Source organism: Streptomyces sp. NBC_00012, assembly GCF_045040875.1.
Lineage (GTDB): Bacteria > Actinomycetota > Actinomycetes > Streptomycetales > Streptomycetaceae > Streptomyces.
In genome coordinates this window covers 5,672,778-5,690,686 of record NZ_CP108309.1, presented here as the reverse complement: position 1 = coordinate 5,690,686, position 17,909 = coordinate 5,672,778, and the positions used below count along the sequence as shown (strand labels likewise).

Below are 17,909 nucleotides of genomic sequence, written 5' to 3'. Positions count from 1 at the left end.
GATACTGGTGGGGTACGGCCCGGTCGGCATTTCAGGAGTTCGGACATGCACAGCGCAACAGAGGCCGCGGCCCGGACGGCGGAGGACTCGACCGCCGAGCTCACGATCGGCGGGATGACCTGCGCCTCCTGCGCGGCCCGCGTCGAGAAGAAGCTCAACCGGATGGACGGAGTCACCGCCACCGTCAATTACGCGACCGAGAAGGCCAAGGTCGCCTTCGGCCCGGAGACCGGCCTCGCGGATCTGATTGCCACGGTCGAGAAGACCGGTTACACGGCACAGCCGGTCCACCGCCCCGAACCACCCGCGCCGCCCGCGCCGCCGATGCGATCGACCACGGCGACGGGTGCAGCCGGAGACGAGGCCGGGACCGAGACCGAGACCGGGACCGAGGCCGATGAGCAGGAAGACGCCGATCCGGCTCTCGCCGCACTGCGGCAGCGCCTGATCGTCTCGGCCGTCCTCGCCGCCCCGGTCGTCCTGCTCGCGATGGTCCCGGCCCTCCAGTTCGACAACTGGCAGTGGCTCTCGCTCACCCTCGCCGCTCCCGTCGTCGTCTGGGGCGGGCTGCCCTTCCACCGTGCGACCTGGACCAATCTCCGGCACGGCGCGGCCACCATGGACACCCTGGTCTCGATCGGCACCCTCGCCGCCTTCGGCTGGTCCCTGTGGGCGCTCTTCCTCGGCGACGCGGGCATGACCGGGATGCGGCACGGCTTCGACCTCACCGCCTCCCGCGTCGACGCCTCCTCATCCATCTACCTGGAGGTCGCGGCCGGGGTCGTCACCTTCATCCTGCTGGGCCGCTACCTGGAGGCGCGGTCCAAGCGGAAGGCGGGTTCCGCCCTGCGGGCGCTGATGCACCTGGGCGCCAGGGACGTCTCCGTCCTCCGGGACGGTACGGAGGTACGCGTCCCCGTCGCCCGGCTCGCCGTCGGCGACCGCTTCGTGGTCCGCCCCGGCGAGAAGATCGCCACCGACGGCACCGTCGTCGAGGGTGCCTCGGCCGTGGACGCGTCGATGCTCACCGGTGAGTCCGTTCCCGTGGAGGCCGGCGTCGGCGACTCCGTCACCGGGGCCACCGTCAACGCCTCCGGCCGGCTCGTCGTCGAGGCCACCCGGATCGGCGCCGACACCCAGCTCGCCCGGATGGCGAAGCTCGTCGAGGACGCCCAGAACGGCAAGGCCGAGGTGCAGCGCCTCGCGGACCGGATCTCCGCCGTCTTCGTACCCGTGGTGCTGCTGATCGCGCTCGTCACCCTGGTCGCCTGGCTGCTCCTGACGGACGACGTGACCGCCGCGTTCACCGCGGCCGTGGCCGTACTGATCATCGCCTGCCCGTGCGCCCTGGGCCTGGCCACCCCGACCGCCCTCATGGCCGGCACCGGACGCGGAGCCCAGCTCGGCATCCTGATCAAGGGACCCGAGGTCCTGGAGACCACCCGCCGCGTCGACACGATCGTCCTCGACAAGACCGGCACCGTCACCACCGGCCGCATGACCCTCCTCGACGTCCACACCGCCGACAACACCACCGAAACCGACGTACTGCGCCTCGCGGGCGCCCTGGAACACGCCTCCGAACACCCCATCGCCCAGGCCGTCGCCGCCGGAGCCGCCGAACGCACCGGCACCACCCTCCCCACCCCCGAGGACTTCGCCAACATCGCCGGCCTCGGCGTCCAGGGCGTCGTCGAGGGCCACGCCGTCCTCGTCGGCCGCGAACAGCTGCTCGCCGACGCGGGCATCGACGTCCCCGACACCCTGTCCGGCGCCGTCGCGGACGCGGCGGCCGAGGGCCGTACCGCGGTCATGGTCGCCTGGGACGGACGGGCGTGCGGCGTCCTCGCGGTGGCCGACAAGATCAAGGAGTCCAGCGCGCAGGCCGTCGCCGACCTCCGCGCACTCGGGCTCCACCCCGTCCTGCTGACCGGTGACAACCGGGCCGTGGCCGACGCCGTGGCCCGCGCCGTCGGGATCGACGAGGTCCACGCCGAGGTGCTGCCCGAGGAAAAGGTGCACGTCATCGCGCGGCTCCAGGGCGAGGGCCGTTCGGTGGCCATGGTCGGTGACGGGGTCAACGACGCGGCCGCCCTCGCCACCGCCGACCTCGGCCTGGCGATGGGGACCGGCACGGACGCCGCGATCGAGGCCGGCGACCTCACCCTGGTTCGTGGAGATCTCAAGGTGGCCGCCGACGCGATCCGGCTCTCCCGGCGCACCCTGACCACGATCAGGGGCAACCTTTTCTGGGCATTCGGATACAACGCGGCCGCCCTGCCCCTTGCGGCATTTGGCCTGCTCAATCCTATGATTGCCGGAGCGGCGATGGCCTTCTCATCGGTCTTCGTCGTGACGAACAGCCTGCGGTTGCGCGCCTTCACGTAATATCCACAAAGAGATCCAGATCACATGGATTTCAGGGTAACCATCCGGCGGGTTCGTGAGTCTAAGAGTGCGATGCCAAGGATGTCTTGGGGGACGTCCGTCGGAGTGTCTTGGGGGACGCTTCGGGCAAGCGTTGGCCGGGGCACGTGCACCGGGGAGCTTTGAGCGGCCCTCCCGTGCGTACGTACCCCGGCAGATCGCAGCAGAAGGACAACTGAAGAGCGCACAGAACGCAGCGCGCAGTGCGCAGTGGTTGAGGAACGCAGGAGCTTCGGCTCCCACAGACGCCCGGCCGGATCCCGTGGGGGGAATCCGCTCCGGGACATGGGAAGCGCCTCGCTGTCGGCCCGTGGGGGGATCGATGGCGGGGCGCTTCTCCCTGTCACCCGACTGCGACCGTCGCTCACCGATGACTGCCGCTCGTCGGCGGCTGTCGCTCGTAGGTGACTGCTGCTCGGCTGCGAACCGACCGCCGGGCACGCAAATCGCCCCGGACACCGCGCTCTGTGCGAAAGCGCGGTACGCGGGGCGAAGTCGACCGGCCTCGGCGGCCGGGGTCGTGCGAGGGGTGCTACGAGGTTCAGCGAGCCTCGACCGGGACGAAGTCGCGCAGGACCTCACCGGTGTAGATCTGGCGCGGGCGGCCGATGCGGGAACCCGGCTCCTTGATCATCTCGTGCCACTGGGCGATCCAGCCGGGGAGGCGGCCGAGCGCGAAGAGCACGGTGAACATCTCGGTCGGGAAGCCCATGGCCCGGTAGATCAGACCCGTGTAGAAGTCCACGTTCGGGTAGAGGTTGCGCGAGACGAAGTACTCGTCGGAGAGCGCGTGCTCCTCCAGCTTCAGCGCGATGTCGAGCAGCTCGTCGGACTTGCCGAGGGCCGAGAGGACATCGTGCGCCGCGGCCTTGATGATCTTGGCGCGCGGGTCGAAGGACTTGTACACCCGGTGGCCGAAGCCCATCAGGCGGACGCCGTCCTCCTTGTTCTTCACCTTGCGGATGAAGGAGTCGACATCGCCGCCGTTGGCCTGGATGCCTTCGAGCATCTCCAGCACCGACTGGTTGGCGCCACCGTGCAGCGGGCCCCACAATGCCGAGATGCCGGCGGAGATCGAGGCGAACATGTTCGCCTGCGAGGAGCCGACCAGACGCACGGTGGAGGTCGAACAGTTCTGCTCGTGGTCCGCGTGCAGGATGAGCAGCTTGTCGAGCGCGGAGACGACGACCGGGTCCAGGTCGTACTCCTGGGCCGGGACCGAGAAGGTCATGCGCAGGAAGTTCTCGACGTACCCGAGGTCGTTGCGCGGGTAGACGAAGGGGTGGCCGATCGACTTCTTGTACGCGTACGCCGCGATCGTCGGCAGCTTGGCGAGCAGCCGGATCGTCGAGAGGTGGCGCTGCTCCTCGTCGAACGGGTTGTGGCTGTCCTGGTAGAACGTGGACAGCGCGCTGACGACCGAGGACAGCATGGCCATCGGGTGGGCATCGCGCGGGAAGCCGTCGAAGAAACGCTTGACGTCTTCGTGCAGCAGCGTGTGCTGGGTGATCTCGTTCTTGAAGGTCGACAGCTCGTCGACCTTGGGAAGCTCGCCGTTGATGAGCGTGTACGCGACCTCCAGGAACGTCGAGCGCTCGGCGAGCTGCTCGATGGGGTAGCCGCGGTACCGGAGGATGCCCTGCTCACCGTCGAGGTAGGTGATGGCGGATTTATAGGCTGCGGTGTTGCCGTATCCGCTGTCCAGTGTCACCAGACCGGTATTGGCCCGGAGCTTCCCGATGTCGAAGCCCTTGTCGCCGACGGTGCTGTCGATCACCGGGTAGGTGTACTCGCCGTCGCCGTACCGCAGTACTACAGAGTTGTCGCTCACGTCATCCCTCACCGACGTAGTGCCTCTTCTTCGAGGTTCCCTGACTGTCTCCACCCTCCCCCATTTGGCTCAGGAGAGTGCACTCGGGGTCGTCCATTGGACCTACTCGCGGCACTGAGTGCCGCGAGCTTACTCATCCTGCCCCCTCGGTTCCGGTTCCGGAAGGGCTGCGTGATGTTTCCCACCGATTTGATCGATCATTTTTTCCGCCGATCCTCCGCCCCAGCCGCCGGACAGCCGGTAATCCAGCGCCGTACAGCGTCTGCCTGCGGAAACCGTGCGGACCGCCTGGCCGATCGCCTGCCGTGAGCCGACCAGTACGACGAGCTTCTTGGCCCTGGTCACGGCGGTGTACAGCAGGTTCCGCTGGAGCATCATCCAGGCGCTCTTGGTGACGGGGATGACGACGGCCGGGTACTCACTGCCCTGGGAGCGGTGGATCGTCATGGCGTAGGCGTGGGCCAGCTCGTCGAGCTCGTCGAAGTCGTAGCCGATCTCCTCGTCCTCGTCGGTGAGCACCGTCAGCGTCTGTTCGTCCAGGTCAAGGGCGGTGACGACGCCGACCGTGCCGTTGAAGACGCCGTTCTCCCCCTTGTCGTAGTTGTTGCGGATCTGGGTGACCTTGTCGCCGACCCGGAAGACCCGTCCGCCGAACCGCTTCTCGGGGAGGTTCGGGCGGCCCGGGGTGATGGCCTGCTGGAGGAGCCCGTTGAGCGTGCCCGCCCCGGCCGGGCCGCGGTGCATCGGCGCGAGGACCTGTACGTCGCGCCGCGCGTCCAGGCCGAACTTGGCGGGAATGCGACGGGCCGCGACGTCCACCGCGAGCACACCGGCGTCCTCCGTCTCGTCCTCCACGAAGAGGAAGAAGTCATTGAGGCCCTGGGTGAGCGGCGGCACACCGGAGTTGATCCGGTGGGCGTTGGTGACGACGCCGGACTGCTGGGCCTGGCGGAAGATGGTGGTGAGCCGGACCGCGGGCACGGGGCTGCCGTCGGCGAGCAGATCGCGCAGCACCTCCCCCGCACCGACCGACGGCAGCTGGTCGACGTCCCCGACGAGCAGCAGATGGGCACCGGGTGCCACCGCTTTCAGCAACTTGTTGGCCAGCAGCAGATCCAGCATCGAGGCCTCGTCGACGACGACCAGATCGGCGTCCAGCGGACGGTCCCGGTCGTACGCGGCATCGCCGCCCGGCTTCAGTTCGAGCAGCCGGTGCACGGTGGATGCCTCGGCCCCGGTCAGCTCGGAGAGCCGCTTGGCCGCCCGCCCGGTCGGCGCCGCCAGCACCACCTTGGCCTTCTTGGCCCGCGCCAGCTCCACGATCGACCGGACCGTGAACGACTTCCCGCAGCCGGGCCCGCCGGTCAGCACCGCGACCTTCCGGCTGAGCGCGAGCCGGACCGCCGCCTCCTGCTCGGGCGCCAACTGCGCCCCCGTACGCCGTCCGAGCCAGGCCAGCGCCCTGTCCCAGTCCACGTCCGCGAAGGCCGGCATCCGCTCCTCGGGCGTCCGCAGCAGCCGCTGCACCTGGGCGGCGAGGGCGACCTCGGCGCGGTGGAAGGGCACCAGATAGATGGCGGTGACGAGCTCGCCGCCCTCGGGCGAGGGCACCTTCTCCCGTACGACGCCCTCCGGGTCCTCGGCCAGCTCGGCGAGGCACTCGATGACCAGCCCGGTGTCGACCTGGAGCAGCTTCACCCCGTCCGCGATCAGCCGCTCCTCGGGGAGGAAGCAGTGCCCCTGGTCGGTGGACTGCGACAGCGCGTACTGGAGACCGGCCTTGACTCTCTCCGGGCTGTCGTGCGGGATGCCGACGGCCTGGGCGATCCTGTCGGCGGTGAGGAAGCCGATGCCCCAGACGTCGGCGGCCAGCCGGTAGGGCTGGTTCTTCACGACGGAGATCGAGGCGTCCTCGTACTTCTTGTAGATACGGACGGCGATGGAGGTGGAGACGCCGACGCCCTGGAGGAAGACCATCACCTCCTTGATCGCCTTCTGCTCCTCCCAGGCGGCCGCGATCATCTTCGTGCGCTTGGGGCCGAGGCCGGGGACCTCGACGAGCCGCTTCGGTTCGTTCTCGATGATGTCGAGGGTGTCGACGCCGAAGTGGGTGGTGATCCGGTCGGCCATCACCGGGCCGATCCCCTTGATCAGCCCGGAGCCGAGGTAGCGGCGGATGCCCTGGATGGTGGCGGGCAGGAGCGTCGTGTAGTTCTCGACGGTGAACTGCTTGCCGTACTGCGAGTGCGAGCTCCAGCGCCCTTCCATGCGCAGCGACTCACCGGGCTGCGCACCGAGCAGCGAACCGACCACGGTGAGCAGATCGTTGGCACCGCGACCGGTGTCGACGCGCGCGACCGTGTACCCGTTCTCCTCGTTGGCGTACGTGATGCGCTCCAGCACACCTTCGAGGACGGCCATATTCGGCAAGGTGGACATACCAGTGACGGTACCGGGCGGGTACGACAGCCCGTGCCGGTGCGGTCAGCCGGCCACCGCGGTGAGCGATCGGTGGTGCTTCGGGGCCTCGATCTCATCGACGAGCGCGACCGCCAAGTCCGCGTAGGAGAAGGCGGATACGCCGTCGGCGACCGGCAGCACCCGGTGGTCCCCCGTCCGGTACCTGCCGGTACGCGGCGCCTCGTCGTCGAGGAAGACGGGCGGCGGGGCTACGACGAGCCAGTCGATGTCCGTCTCGGCGGCGCGCAGCACGTCGAGCGCCGCTGCGTGGCCCAGCGAGAAGGCCCGGTGCTCCTCCGGGGTGCCGGGGGCGTCGTGGACCGCCACCCCGGGAGCGGTCTCCAGCGTGGAACCGATGCCGAGGAAGACCAGCCGGCCGACCCCGGCCCTGGCCAGGCCGTCCAGCAGCGCATGGGCAGCGCCCACGTAGAAGTCCGCCGAGGGCATGTCGACCCGGGCCGCCGCGCCGATCGCCGCGTCGTGTCCCGCCGCGACCTCCGCGACACTGTCCGCCCGGGTCATGTCACCGGCCACCACGCTCACACCGTCACCGGCCAGGTCCCGGTACTTGTCCGTGTCCCGCACCACCGCGGTGACCCGGTGCCCACGGGCCACCGCCTCGGCGACCGCGCGCCGTCCGGCCCGCCCGCCGGCCCCGAAGACAACGATCCTGCTGCTCATGGGAGTCCCCTCGCCCGGGCCCGCGCTCCGCAGGCCGATGCGACGGACGCTAGACCCAATACCGTTCAGTTAGTGGCTTGGATGGTGATGTGGGGGCTGTGTTTGGGCTGGGGCCAGTGTGTGTGGTGGGAGCGTTTCGCGGCCCATTTCAGGACTTTGCGTTTGACGACTCGGGGGTGTGAGCGTTTTCGGCGTGTTGGGTTGAGGTGTTGGGTGAGCCATCGGATGGCGTGATGCCAGATCGCGTCGGCTGCGTCAGCGCCCGGAGGGGGAAATGCGCTCTGCGCGACTGAACGGCGAGCGATGCGGAGGGCTTTGACGAAGGAAACTCTGTCGGGGTCGTGGCCGGAGAGTGCGGCAGTGTCGGCCATCAGGGTGCGGATGGCGTAGTGGCAGCACAGGTGTCCCCAGATTTCTTGCTGGACAAGGTCGGGGGCTTTCGAGCGCAGTACCGCGCGGGGCCCGCGCTGGTGGGTTTTCAGCTCGTCGAAGGTGGTCTCGATCTCCCACCGTTGGGCGTAGGCGGCTGCGAGGTCCTCGGCGCCGGCCTCGGCAGGGTCGAGGATCGTGGTCAACAGCCGGTACTCCTCGGCGTTGTCCCGGCCGTCATCGACCGTGTAGTCGATCACTCTGACCGTGAGCGGCTCCGTCGTGGCCCGGTTCGTGCCCGACGTCGGGACGATCCGGGCCAGCCAGGACCCATCGGCCAGGGTTTCCAGATACCGGGGCCGCAGGTTCGTCTTCACTCGCCAGAGCAGATCCGCACCCGTGGCCGCGGCCTGCTGCCAGAGGCGGAACCCGTAGAAGCCCCGGTCTGCCAGGACCAGCTGGCCCGGCTCCAGCCGCCCGACGAGCTGCCGGGACAACTCGATCTCCGACACGCTGCACGGGCCGGTGGCAGCGTCGAAGACCACATGGGTGCCGCATTCCGCCAATGCCACCAGGCGGGCCTGCGGAAACGCGGCCCGCTCCCCCCGGCTGGAAGCGGGCCGCCCGAAGAACTCCGCGTTGGCTGCCGTGTCTGCCACATCCAGGCACGTCCCGTCGATCGCCACCAGGCGACGCCCGGCCAGCCACGACCCCGGCGTGCCAGGCCCCGCCAGCGGACGCGCAACCCGAGCGAAGAGATCCCGCACCGGCTCGAACCCCAGACGAGACCTGGCCTGGAAGATCGCCGACTTCGAGGGCGGCGTGAACGACTCCGACCACCCCGACGCCCACGACAGCCCGTCCGTGAGCTGCGCGAACACATCCTCGTAGGAGCCATCCGAATACAGCGCCATCCCGATCGAGAAGTACGCCATCACCCGTGCGGGCAACGACCGGTGACGCCGCTCGGTACGCCCCGCCTCCTCGATCACCGCGTCAACCACATCCGCGGGAAACACCCGCGTCAGCAACCCCACAGACACCAAATCCGACAACCGGACATCAGACGACGGCTTCACCCAACCAGAACGCGGCATCCCCCACGATAACCCAGAAGCACTTAACTGAACGGTATTGACGCTAGACCCGCACCCCATGGTTTCCGCAACGATAGTTACGTACGCTCGCCGGGTGAGCGAACCCTTCGACCCCGACATGTTCACCGGCTGCTCCCATCCCCCCTCGCCGTTCCGGATCGGCGGCAAATGGACCCCGATGATCATCCGGTGCCTGGAGTCCGGGCCCAGGCGCTTCAGCGAGCTGGAGGTCCCGCTGCGCGGCATCACGCCGAAGGTGCTGACCGAGACGCTGCGGTCGATGGAGCGGGACGGCCTCGTCACCCGTACCGTCCGAGGCGGAATCCCGCCACGGGTGGACTACGAGCTGAGCGCCCTGGGCCGCACATTGCTCGCACCGATGGCCGCCTGCTGCGCGTGGGCGGCGGAGTATCTGCCGGAGCTGATGGACGCGAGGAAGGCGCACGAGAACCTCGTCCCCGGGCCGACGGCCGACGGGTCCGCTGTGCGGTGAACGGGTCCGCCGCCGCGCGGCAGACGGCAGTTCGACGACAGGGGCCCGACGGCCGACGGGGCGGGGCGCTCACTCCCGGCCGGCTCCGTGCCGGTGGGTGAGCACCCCGCCCGTGGGCGTCGAGGGTTCAGCGCTTGGTGCTGCTGTTGAAGAGCGAGCGTGACCAGACGTAGCCGATCAGGGTGATACCGGCGCACCACGCCAGCGAGATCCAGCCACTGTTGCCGATCGCCGAGCCGGTGAGCAGGCCGCGCAGGGTCTCGGTCATCGGCGTGAACGGCTGGTACTCGGCGAACCAGCGCAGGCCGGGCGCCATCGAACCGGCCGGCACGAACGCCGAGCCGAGGAACGGCAGGAACTGGATGAGCAGCGGCTTGTTGCTCGCGGACTCGACCGTCTTGGAGATCAGGCCGAGCGCCGCCGACAGCCAGGCCACGGCGAACGCGATGGCCGCGGTCAGCCCGGCCGCGGCCAGCCACTCCAGCGGGTTCGCGTCAGGGCGGAAGCCGAGCGCGAGGGCCACACCCACCACCAGGACCAGGCTCACCACCGTGGTGATGACGGAGCCGATCACATGGCCCGTCATGAACGACGAGCGCGTGATGTTCATGGTGCGGAAGCGGTTGATGATGCCCTCGGTCATGTCCTGGCAGACCGCGATCGAGGTCGACATGGCCCCGGCGGCCACGCCCATGATGATGACGCCTGGCGTCAGATACTCCAGATACGCGTCCCGGCCGCCGGAGCCCGGCAGACCGGCGCCGATCGAGTCCCCGAAGGCGTACACGAAGAGCAGCAGCATCAGGATGGGCATCATGGCCGGGCCGAGCGAGACGGCCGGGTAGCGCAGCGCGTGCTTGATGTTGCGCCGCAGCATCGTCATCGAGTCGTTCACGGCGTACGTGAGGGTGCTCATCGCAGGGTCTCCTTGACGTGGAGCGGAGTGGCGTCGGTGCCGTCGCCGGTCAGGGCGAGGAACACGTCGTCGAGGTCAGGGGTGTGAACGGAGAAGTCGGCGGCCCGCACTCCGGCCGTGTCCAGCTGGTCGAACAGGGTGCGCAGCGCCTCCATGCCGGCGTCGCTCGCCACGCGCAGGGAGAGGTTCTCGTCGTCGCGGGCCGCGCCGGGGAAGGCGGCCGCCGCGCGCTCGTACTCATCGACGGCGTCGAACCGCAGCCGTACATGGCTGCCGGGGATCTGTGCCTTGAGCTCGTCGGCGGTGCCCTCGGCGACGATCCGGCCGCCGTCGAGCACCGCGATCCGGTCCGCCAACTGGTCGGCCTCGTCCAGGTACTGCGTGGTGAGGAAGACGGTGACGCCCCCGGCGACCAGCGCGCGCACCGTGTCCCACATCGTGCGGCGGCTGCGCGGGTCGAGCCCGGTCGTCGGCTCGTCCAGGAAGATCACTTTCGGGTCGCCGACCAGCGTCATCGCGAGGTCGAGACGGCGCCGCATGCCGCCGGAGAAGGTCGCGGCACGGTTCTTGGCGACGTCCGCGATGTCGAACCGCTCCAGCAACTCCTCGGCCCGCCTGCGCCCTTCGCGCTTGCCGAGGCGCAGCAGATCGGCCATGAGGAGCAGGTTCTCCTCGGCGGTGAGCAGGTCGTCGAGCGCGGCGAACTGTCCGGTGACGCCGATCGCGGCGCGCACCCCGTCCGGGGAGCCTGCGACGTCGTGGCCCGCGACCTGGGCCTGTCCGCCGTCGGCGGAGATGAGTGTGGACAGGATCTGCACGGTCGTCGTCTTCCCGGCACCGTTCGGGCCGAGCAGCGCGAACACGGATCCGGCCGGGATGCGCAGGTCGATGCCGTCGAGGACGGTCTTGTCGCCGTACGACTTGCGCAGCCCGACGGTGGAGACGGCGGGGGCGTCGACGGCCTTGCGCGTGGACGTGGGCATGACAGATGAAGACATGGAGCCCTCCGGGCTCGAGAAGTGAAATGAGGGACGTGGTACGGGAGTTGCTGGTTCTCAGGCCTTGGCTCGGCGGATGTCGATGTTGCCCCAGCGGGTGCGGGCGCGGACCTGCACGGTCCGCTCCGTCTCGGTCGGCGGCGCCGAGTCGGCGATCGTGTTGTGCACCTGCCCGCGCTCGGCGCCGACGTCGAGCCAGGCGGCGGTGCCCCGGCGGACGCCGATGTCGATGGCGCCGTAGGAGGTCTCCAACTGGACAGTGCCTGAGGCCACTTCGGCGACGCGCAGGGCGCCGTGGGCGGTGGTGGCGGTGACCGAGGCCTCGGCGCACAGGATGTCGATGTCGCCGTAGGCGCCGTTCGCCCGCAGGTCGCCGACGACGGCGCCGACGGTCGTGCTGCCGTGCGAGTTCTTCAGGACGGCGGGTCCGTCGACCGTGCCGACGCGCAGGCTGCCGGAACTGGTGGTGATCTCGGCCGCGCCCTCGACCCGGTCGACGGAGATCGAGCCGTGGGAGACGGTCAGGTGCACCGGCCCGGTCTCGTCGAGCCGGATGTCGCCGCCCGAGCTCTTCACCCGGACCTTGCCGAGCCGGCCCTCGGCGGCCACCTGGGTCCAGGCGCCGGTGATGTCGACGCCGGAGCCGACGGGCAGGTCGATCATGACGTCGACGGCGCCGGCGGGGCCGATGAAGCGGCGCTCCTTCGTCCTGACGGTGAGGACGCCGTTCGCGTACGAGACCTCGGTCTGCTCGGCGGCGCGCACGTCCTTGTCCCGCTTGGGGCTCGCGGGCCGCACCTCGACGGCGGTGTCGCCGCGCTCGCTCGCGGTGAGCCGGAGGGAGCCGGCGCCGACGTGCGCGGTGACCGTGATCGGTTCGGGAGTGTCGAAAGAAGGCATGGCTGTACCGTCCTCATGACTCATCGGGGCGTCCCCGCAGGTGGGACGTGGTGTGGGTGGCGCGGGTGCGGCTAGGGACTTTCGTTTGGATCATGCCGGGCTCGCGGGGTCCGGCCTGATCCGAACGAAAGGCCCTAGCGGACCCAGCCCGTGAAGCTCTGTCCTGTGGTGCTGGTCTTCTGGGGTGTACGGGGCTGCGCGCCACCGTCGACCGCGGCCGACACGGCTCGCACCAGCCACGCGTTGACCGACAGGCCCTCGCGGCCCGCGGCCTCCTCGGCGCGCGCCTTGAGATGGGCGGGCAGGCGCAGGTTGACGCGGGCGGTGCCGCCCTCGTCGCCGTCGGCGGGCGCCGGAGCCGAGGCCGAGGCCGGGGCCCTGAGCGGCTCGGCGGGCCCGCTCCTGTCCTCGTACACCTCCTTGCCCGTCGGCCGTGTCACCACGAAGTCGGGGTCGAGCCCACGCAGTCGTACGTCGACCGATCCGGGGGCGAGTTCACGGGTGATCTCGTCCATCGCGGCGGAGAGCACATTGAGCATCGTCAGGCGGGTCGCCGACTCCAGCGGAGCGGTGAGCCGCTCGGCCAGCTCACGGGCTTCTTCGCCGCCGGCTTCGGCGGCCACCGCGAGTTCGCGGCGGAGGTTGTCGACATACGGCGTGAGGTCCATGACGCCATAGTGGCATCACAGTGGCGCCACCCGCAACCCCGAACGGGAAGCAATCGCGGAGCACCTGTGACTCATAGCCTCTGAACTGCGGAAATACACTGACGCCACATTGCATCAATGCGGCGCCATATGGAGTCTCGACCTCTCCGGCACTTTCGGTGGCGCCATGTGGCGCCATGTGGCGCCATGTGGCGTCACGCGGCACCACATGGCACTACTGCGGCCCATCCGCCGGATCAGGACAGGCAGGACAGGGACGGAGCCCGCGGGCGGGAAATGGCGTCGTGCACCGCACGGGCCGCCGCGCACAGCTCGCCGTCATTGGTCACGGGCCGGCGGCCGCAGCGGCTTGACGACCGCGGCGACAGGTGGCCGGGCGTCGGGCAGCGGCCGCTCCGGCGCCCCTGGGGATGCGTGCGGCACCGTGCCCGGCAGATGAACCCCGGAAAGGCGAATGAACCCCGGAAAGACGAAACGGGGCCCGGTCACAGGACCGGACCCCCCTCGCTTTCCCCCAATGCCGAGGCTTCCCGATCCCCCCAGATCCCTCCCCGGAAGCACCCGACGCCAGATACGACTCAGTGGGGTACCGAACGGTTGCACGCCTTGACGATCTCTTTGCCTTAGTGGCAAAAAGCACCTTGTCAGCAGGCGTGCTCGGCGTACCGGGAGGCGACCTCGGCGAGGACTTCGGCGCCGTCCCGGGCCCAGAGGGCCTCGTTGAAGATCTCCACCTCGACCGGGCCGTCGAAGCCGGTCGCCTCCACCAGGGAGCGGAAGGCGCGGAAGTCCACCGCCCCGTCGCCGAGTTGGCCCCGGCCCACCAGGACCCCCGCCGGGAGCGGGGTGATCCAGTCGGCCAGCTGGAAGGAGTGGATCCGGCCGCCCGCACCGGCGCGGGCGATCTGCGCGGCCGCCTGGTCGTCCCACCAGATGTGGTACGTGTCGACGACGACACCGACCTGGTCGGCCGGGAAGCGCTCCGCGATGTCCAGCGCCTGGGAGAGCGTGGAGACGACGCAGCGGTCCGAGGCGAACATCGGGTGCAGCGGTTCGATGGCCAGGCGTACGCCGCGTTCGGCCGCGTACGGGGCCAGTTCGGCCAGGGCGTCCGCGATGCGCTCGCGGGCGCCGTGCAGGTCCTTGCTGCCCTCGGGGAGGCCGCCGGAGACCAGGACCAGGGTGTCGGTGGACAGGACCGCCGCCTCGTCGAGCGCGGCGCGGTTGTCGTCCAGGGCGCGGGCCCGCTCCGCCGGGTCCAGGGCGGTGAAGAAGCCGCCGCGGCAGAGGCTGGTGACGGAGAGTCCGGAGTCGGCGAGCAGTCGCGCGGTGCGCTCGATGCCGTACGACTGGACGGGGGCCCGCCACAGGCCGACCTTGTCGATGCCCGCCTTGGCGCAGCCCTCGGCCAGTTCGGGCAGCGACCACTGCTTGATGGTCTCCTGGTTGATGGAGAGACGGCCGTCGCTCATCGGGTGCCTCCGTTGACCGCGAGCAGGGCGCGCATCCGGGATTCGGCCAGCTCCGGGTCGGGGAACAGGCCGAGCCGGTCCGCGAGTTCGTACGCCTTCGCCAGGTGCGGCAGCGAGCGGGAGGACTGGAGACCGCCGACCATCGTGAAGTGGTCCTGGTGGCCGGCCAGCCAGGCGAGGAAGACCACGCCCGTCTTGTAGAAGCGGGTGGGCGCCTGGAAGAGGTGCCGGGACAGCTCGACCGTGGGGTCGAGGAGGTCGCGGAAGCCCTGGGTGTCGCCCGTGTCGAGGACCCGTACCGCGTGGGCGGCCAGCGGGCCCAGCGGGTCGAAGATGCCGAGCAGGGCGTGGCTGAAGCCCCGGTCGTCGCCCGCGATCAGCTCGGGGTAGTTGAAGTCGTCGCCGGTGTAGCAGCGCACCCCGCCGGGGAGGCGGCGGCGGACGTCGATCTCGCGCTCGGCGTCCAGGAGCGAGATCTTGATGCCGTCGACCTTGTCCGGGTGTTCCGCGATGACCTTCAGGAACGTGTCGGTGGCGGTGTCGAGGTCCGAGGAGCCCCAGTAGCCGTCCAGCGCGGGGTCGAACATCGGCCCCAGCCAGTGCAGGACGACCGGCTCGGACGCCTGGCGGAGCAGGTGCCCGTACGTCTCCAGGTAGTCCTCGGGCCCCTTCGCCGCCGCGGCGAGCGCGCGGGAGGCCATCAGGATGGCCTGGGCGCCGCTCTCCTCGACGAGCGCGAGCTGCTCCTCGTACGCGGCGCGCACCTCGGCGAGGCCGGCGGGGCCGGTGAGCTGGTCGGTGCCGACGCCGCAGGCGATGCGGCCGCCGACCGCCTTGGCCTCGGCGGCGGAGCGGCGGATCAGTTCGGCTGCTCCGGCCCAGTCCAGGCCCATGCCGCGCTGGGCGGTGTCCATCGCCTCGGCGACGCCGAGGCCGTGCGACCAGAGGTGGCGGCGGAAGGCGAGGGTGGCGTCCCAGTCGACGGCGGCCGGCGAGTCGGGGCTGATGTCGGCGTACGGGTCGGCGACGACATGGGCGGCGGAGAAGACCGTGCGCGAGGCGAGCGGGCTGCCGCCGGGGGCCAGGTCGAGCGGGGTGGTGCGGGGTTCGTACGGACCCTGCGGGAGGTGGATGGTCACTCAGATCAGCTCCGATGCACCGTGCGTGGGGTGGCTCGTCACAGCGACAGCTCCGGTACGTCGAGACGGCGGCCCTCGGCGTGGGACTTCAGGCCCAGCTCGGCGAGCTGCACGCCGCGGGCGCCGGCCATCAGGTCCCAGGCGTACGGCTCGTCGAGGACGATGTGGCGCAGGAAGAGCTCCCACTGGGCCTTGAAGCCGTTGTCGAAGACCGCGTTGTCGGGGACTTCCTGCCACTGGTCGCGGAAGGACTCGGTGACCGGGAGGTCGGGGTTCCAGACCGGCTTGGGGGTGGCCGAGCGGTGCTGGACGCGGCAGTTGCGCAGGCCGGCGACGGCGGAACCGTGCGTACCGTCGACCTGGAACTCGACGAGCTCGTCGCGGTTGACGCGGACGGTCCAGGAGGAGTTGATCTGCGCGACCGCGCCGCTCTCCAGCTGGAAGATGCCGTACGCGGCGTCGTCGGCGGTGGCGGCGTAGGGCTTGCCCTGCTCGTCCCAGCGCTCGGGGATGTGCGTCTGGACGTGCGCCTGGACGGTGGAGACCCGGCCGAACAGCTCGTGGAGCACGTACTCCCAGTGCGGGAACATGTCGACGACGATGCCGCCGCCGTCCTGCGCGCGGTAGTTCCAGGAGGGGCGCTGGGCCTCCTGCCAGTCGCCCTCGAAGACCCAGTAGCCGAACTCGCCGCGCACGGAGAGGATCTCGCCGAAGAAGCCGCCGTCGATGAGGCGCTTCAGCTTCAGCAGACCCGGCAGGAAGATCTTGTCCTGGACGACGCCGTGCTTGATTCCGGCCTCGCCGGCCAGCCTGGCCAGCTCCAGGGCGCCCTCGACGTCCGTGGCGGTGGGCTTCTCGGTGTAGATGTGCTTGCCCGCGGCGATCGCCTTCTTGATCGCGTCCACCCGGGCCGAGGTGACCTGGGCGTCGAAGTAGATGTCGATGGTGTCGTCGGCGAGGACCGCGTCGAGATCGGTCGACCACTCGGTCAGGCCGTGCTGCGCGGCGAGCTCCTCCAGCGCGTGGGCGCGGCGGCCGACCAGCACGGGCTCGGGCCACAGCACGTCCCCGTCGCCGAGGTCCAGGCCGCCCTGCTCGCGGATCGCGAGGATCGAGCGCACCAGGTGCTGCCGGTAGCCCATGCGACCCGTGACGCCGTTCATGGCGATGCGCACTGTCCTGCGTGTCACGAAACTTCCTCCATACAACCGTAGCAAGCGCTTTCTATCCAGGATGACGCTAGCCTGCCGACAGCGGCCCGGACAAGAGGGCCCGGCCCAAAACCCTCGGAGGAAAGCGATGACAGTCACCCTGGCGGATGTGGCGGCTCGCGCCCGGGTGTCGCCGGCCACCGTCTCCCGCGTGCTGAACGGCAACTACCCGGTGGCCGCGTCCACCCGCGAACGGGTCCTGCGCGCGGTGGACGACCTGGACTATGTGCTCAACGGGCCGGCCAGCTCGCTCGCGGCGGCCACCTCCGACCTGGTCGGCATCCTGGTCAACGACATCGCGGACCCGTTCTTCGGGATCATGGCGGGCGCGGCACAGACCGAGATCGGCGGGCCGGGGGACGGCTCGGGCCGGGCGGGCGGCGAGAAGCTCGCGGTGGTCTGCAACACCGGCGGCTCGCCCGAGCGCGAACTCACCTATCTCACCCTGCTCCAGCGCCAGCGCGCCGCGGCCGTCATCCTGACCGGCGGCGCCGTGGAGGACCCGGTGCACCAGGCCGCGGTCTCCGCCAAGCTGGCCAAGCTGGCGGACGCGGGCACCCGGGTGGTGCTGTGCGGGCGGCCCCCGCTTCCGGACGGCGAGGCGGTCGTGGCCGCCCTCGCCTTCGACAACCGGGGCGGCGGCCGCCGCCTCACCGAGCACCTGCTCTCGCTCGGCCACCGGCGGATCGGCTACGTCGCGGGCCCGCCGGAGCGGACGACGACCCGCCACCGGCTGGAGGGCCACCGCGACGCGATGCGGGCGGCGGGGCTCGTCGGCGACGGTACGGGCACCGGGGCGCGCCCCGCCGTCGGGTACGACGCGGAACGCCTCACCGTCCACGGCCCCTACGACCGCCGCTCCGGCTACGAAGCCACCCTCGAACTCCTGCGCCGCGAACCGGAGGTGACGGCGATCGTCGCCGCCAACGACACGGTGGCGCTGGGCGCGAGCGCGGCGGTCCGGGACCGGGGGCTGCGCATCCCCGAGGACATCTCGGTGGCGGGCTTCGACGACCTGCCGTTCTCGGTGGACGCGGTCCCGGCGCTGACGACCGTACGGCTGCCGCTCTTCGAGGCGGGCGCGCGGGCGGGCCGCCTCGCGATGGGCAAGGAGACACCGCCACCCGGGGGCATCGCCACGATCGGGGCGGAGCTGATGGTGCGGGGGTCGACGGCGCCGCCGCGGGGATGACCGCGCGAGATCGTACGGTTGGGGCCTGTCCGGGAACACCGCATGCCGGTGCGGT

General features: G+C 70.3%; 13 protein-coding genes and 1 pseudogene. 3 read left to right on the top strand and 11 right to left on the bottom strand.

Going from position 1 to position 17,909, the window contains the following annotated elements; translation table 11 throughout:
- Positions 1-45 precede the first annotated feature (45 nt).
- Positions 46-2,388 (top strand): heavy metal translocating P-type ATPase, encoded by a 2,343-nt coding sequence (locus tag OHA19_RS26205; RefSeq protein ID WP_405751848.1) that lies wholly within the window; start codon positions 46-48, stop codon positions 2,386-2,388.
- 580 nt (positions 2,389-2,968) lie between these two features.
- Here OHA19_RS26205 and OHA19_RS26200 read toward each other — a convergent pair.
- The 4 genes and pseudogenes from OHA19_RS26200 to OHA19_RS26185 form a co-directional block, all read right to left on the bottom strand.
- Positions 2,969-4,258 (bottom strand): citrate synthase, encoded by a 1,290-nt coding sequence (locus OHA19_RS26200; protein WP_072489174.1) that lies wholly within the window; start codon positions 4,256-4,258, stop codon positions 2,969-2,971.
- A 129-nt stretch (positions 4,259-4,387) separates the two neighbouring features.
- Positions 4,388-6,688, bottom strand: a complete 2,301-nt coding sequence (locus OHA19_RS26195; RefSeq protein ID WP_405721474.1) for an ATP-dependent RecD-like DNA helicase — start codon at positions 6,686-6,688, stop codon at positions 4,388-4,390.
- 54 nt (positions 6,689-6,742) lie between these two features.
- Positions 6,743-7,399, bottom strand: a complete 657-nt coding sequence (locus tag OHA19_RS26190) for an NAD(P)-dependent oxidoreductase (protein WP_405751846.1) — start codon at positions 7,397-7,399, stop codon at positions 6,743-6,745.
- Between the two features lie 266 nt (positions 7,400-7,665).
- Positions 7,666-8,865: pseudogene (locus OHA19_RS26185) on the bottom strand (IS4 family transposase); the annotation flags it as partial.
- Positions 8,866-8,959: 94 nt separating this feature from the next.
- Here OHA19_RS26185 and OHA19_RS26180 point away from each other — a divergent pair.
- Positions 8,960-9,358 carry a winged helix-turn-helix transcriptional regulator gene (locus tag OHA19_RS26180; RefSeq protein WP_405751843.1) on the top strand — a complete coding sequence of 133 codons (399 nt, stop codon included), beginning with the start codon at positions 8,960-8,962 and terminating at the stop codon, positions 9,356-9,358.
- Between the two features lie 127 nt (positions 9,359-9,485).
- On the opposite strand, the gene OHA19_RS26175 is transcribed toward OHA19_RS26180, so the two are convergent.
- The 7 genes from OHA19_RS26175 to OHA19_RS26145 all read right to left on the bottom strand — a co-directional run bounded on the left by OHA19_RS26175 (position 9,486) and on the right by OHA19_RS26145 (position 16,641).
- Positions 9,486-10,274: an ABC transporter permease gene (locus OHA19_RS26175; RefSeq protein ID WP_405751840.1), complete on the bottom strand. Its 789-nt coding sequence runs from the start codon at positions 10,272-10,274 to the stop codon at positions 9,486-9,488.
- Positions 10,271-11,257, bottom strand: coding sequence for an ATP-binding cassette domain-containing protein (locus tag OHA19_RS26170; protein WP_405721477.1), 987 nt, complete (start codon positions 11,255-11,257; stop codon positions 10,271-10,273). Before OHA19_RS26170 ends, OHA19_RS26175 begins: the two co-directional genes overlap by 4 nt.
- 72 nt (positions 11,258-11,329) lie before the next feature.
- A complete protein-coding gene (locus OHA19_RS26165) occupies positions 11,330-12,172 on the bottom strand; it encodes a DUF4097 family beta strand repeat-containing protein (RefSeq protein WP_405712815.1) in 843 nt (280 codons plus the stop codon).
- 134 nt (positions 12,173-12,306) lie between these two features.
- Positions 12,307-12,840, bottom strand: coding sequence for a hypothetical protein (locus OHA19_RS26160; RefSeq protein WP_405751838.1), 534 nt, complete (start codon positions 12,838-12,840; stop codon positions 12,307-12,309).
- Between the two features lie 644 nt (positions 12,841-13,484).
- Positions 13,485-14,312 (bottom strand): sugar phosphate isomerase/epimerase family protein, encoded by an 828-nt coding sequence (locus OHA19_RS26155; RefSeq protein WP_405712818.1) that lies wholly within the window; start codon positions 14,310-14,312, stop codon positions 13,485-13,487.
- Positions 14,309-15,451, bottom strand: coding sequence for a dihydrodipicolinate synthase family protein (locus tag OHA19_RS26150; protein WP_405712820.1), 1,143 nt, complete (start codon positions 15,449-15,451; stop codon positions 14,309-14,311). The genes OHA19_RS26155 and OHA19_RS26150 overlap by 4 nt, the downstream gene beginning before the upstream one ends.
- Before the next feature lie 38 nt (positions 15,452-15,489).
- Entirely contained in the window at positions 15,490-16,641 is a 1,152-nt protein-coding gene (locus OHA19_RS26145; protein ID WP_405712822.1) for a Gfo/Idh/MocA family protein, read from the bottom strand.
- 109 nt (positions 16,642-16,750) lie between these two features.
- Between OHA19_RS26145 and OHA19_RS26140 the strand changes: the two genes are divergently transcribed.
- The gene (locus tag OHA19_RS26140; RefSeq protein ID WP_405712823.1) at positions 16,751-17,854 is read left to right on the top strand and encodes a LacI family DNA-binding transcriptional regulator; all 1,104 of its coding nucleotides are present in this window, start codon (positions 16,751-16,753) and stop codon (positions 17,852-17,854) included.
- Positions 17,855-17,909: the final 55 nt, after the last annotated feature.

Coding starts and splice junctions, on each gene's coding strand:
- OHA19_RS26205 (WP_405751848.1), top strand. CDS start 46: ATGCACAGCGCAACAGAGGCCGCGGCCCGGACGGCGGAGGACTCGACC.
- OHA19_RS26190 (WP_405751846.1), bottom strand. CDS start 7,399: ATGAGCAGCAGGATCGTTGTCTTCGGGGCCGGCGGGCGGGCCGGACGG.
- OHA19_RS26175 (WP_405751840.1), bottom strand. CDS start 10,274: ATGAGCACCCTCACGTACGCCGTGAACGACTCGATGACGATGCTGCGG.
- OHA19_RS26170 (WP_405721477.1), bottom strand. CDS start 11,257: ATGCCCACGTCCACGCGCAAGGCCGTCGACGCCCCCGCCGTCTCCACC.
- OHA19_RS26165 (WP_405712815.1), bottom strand. CDS start 12,172: ATGCCTTCTTTCGACACTCCCGAACCGATCACGGTCACCGCGCACGTC.
- OHA19_RS26160 (WP_405751838.1), bottom strand. CDS start 12,840: ATGGACCTCACGCCGTATGTCGACAACCTCCGCCGCGAACTCGCGGTG.
- OHA19_RS26155 (WP_405712818.1), bottom strand. CDS start 14,312: ATGAGCGACGGCCGTCTCTCCATCAACCAGGAGACCATCAAGCAGTGG.
- OHA19_RS26140 (WP_405712823.1), top strand. CDS start 16,751: ATGACAGTCACCCTGGCGGATGTGGCGGCTCGCGCCCGGGTGTCGCCG.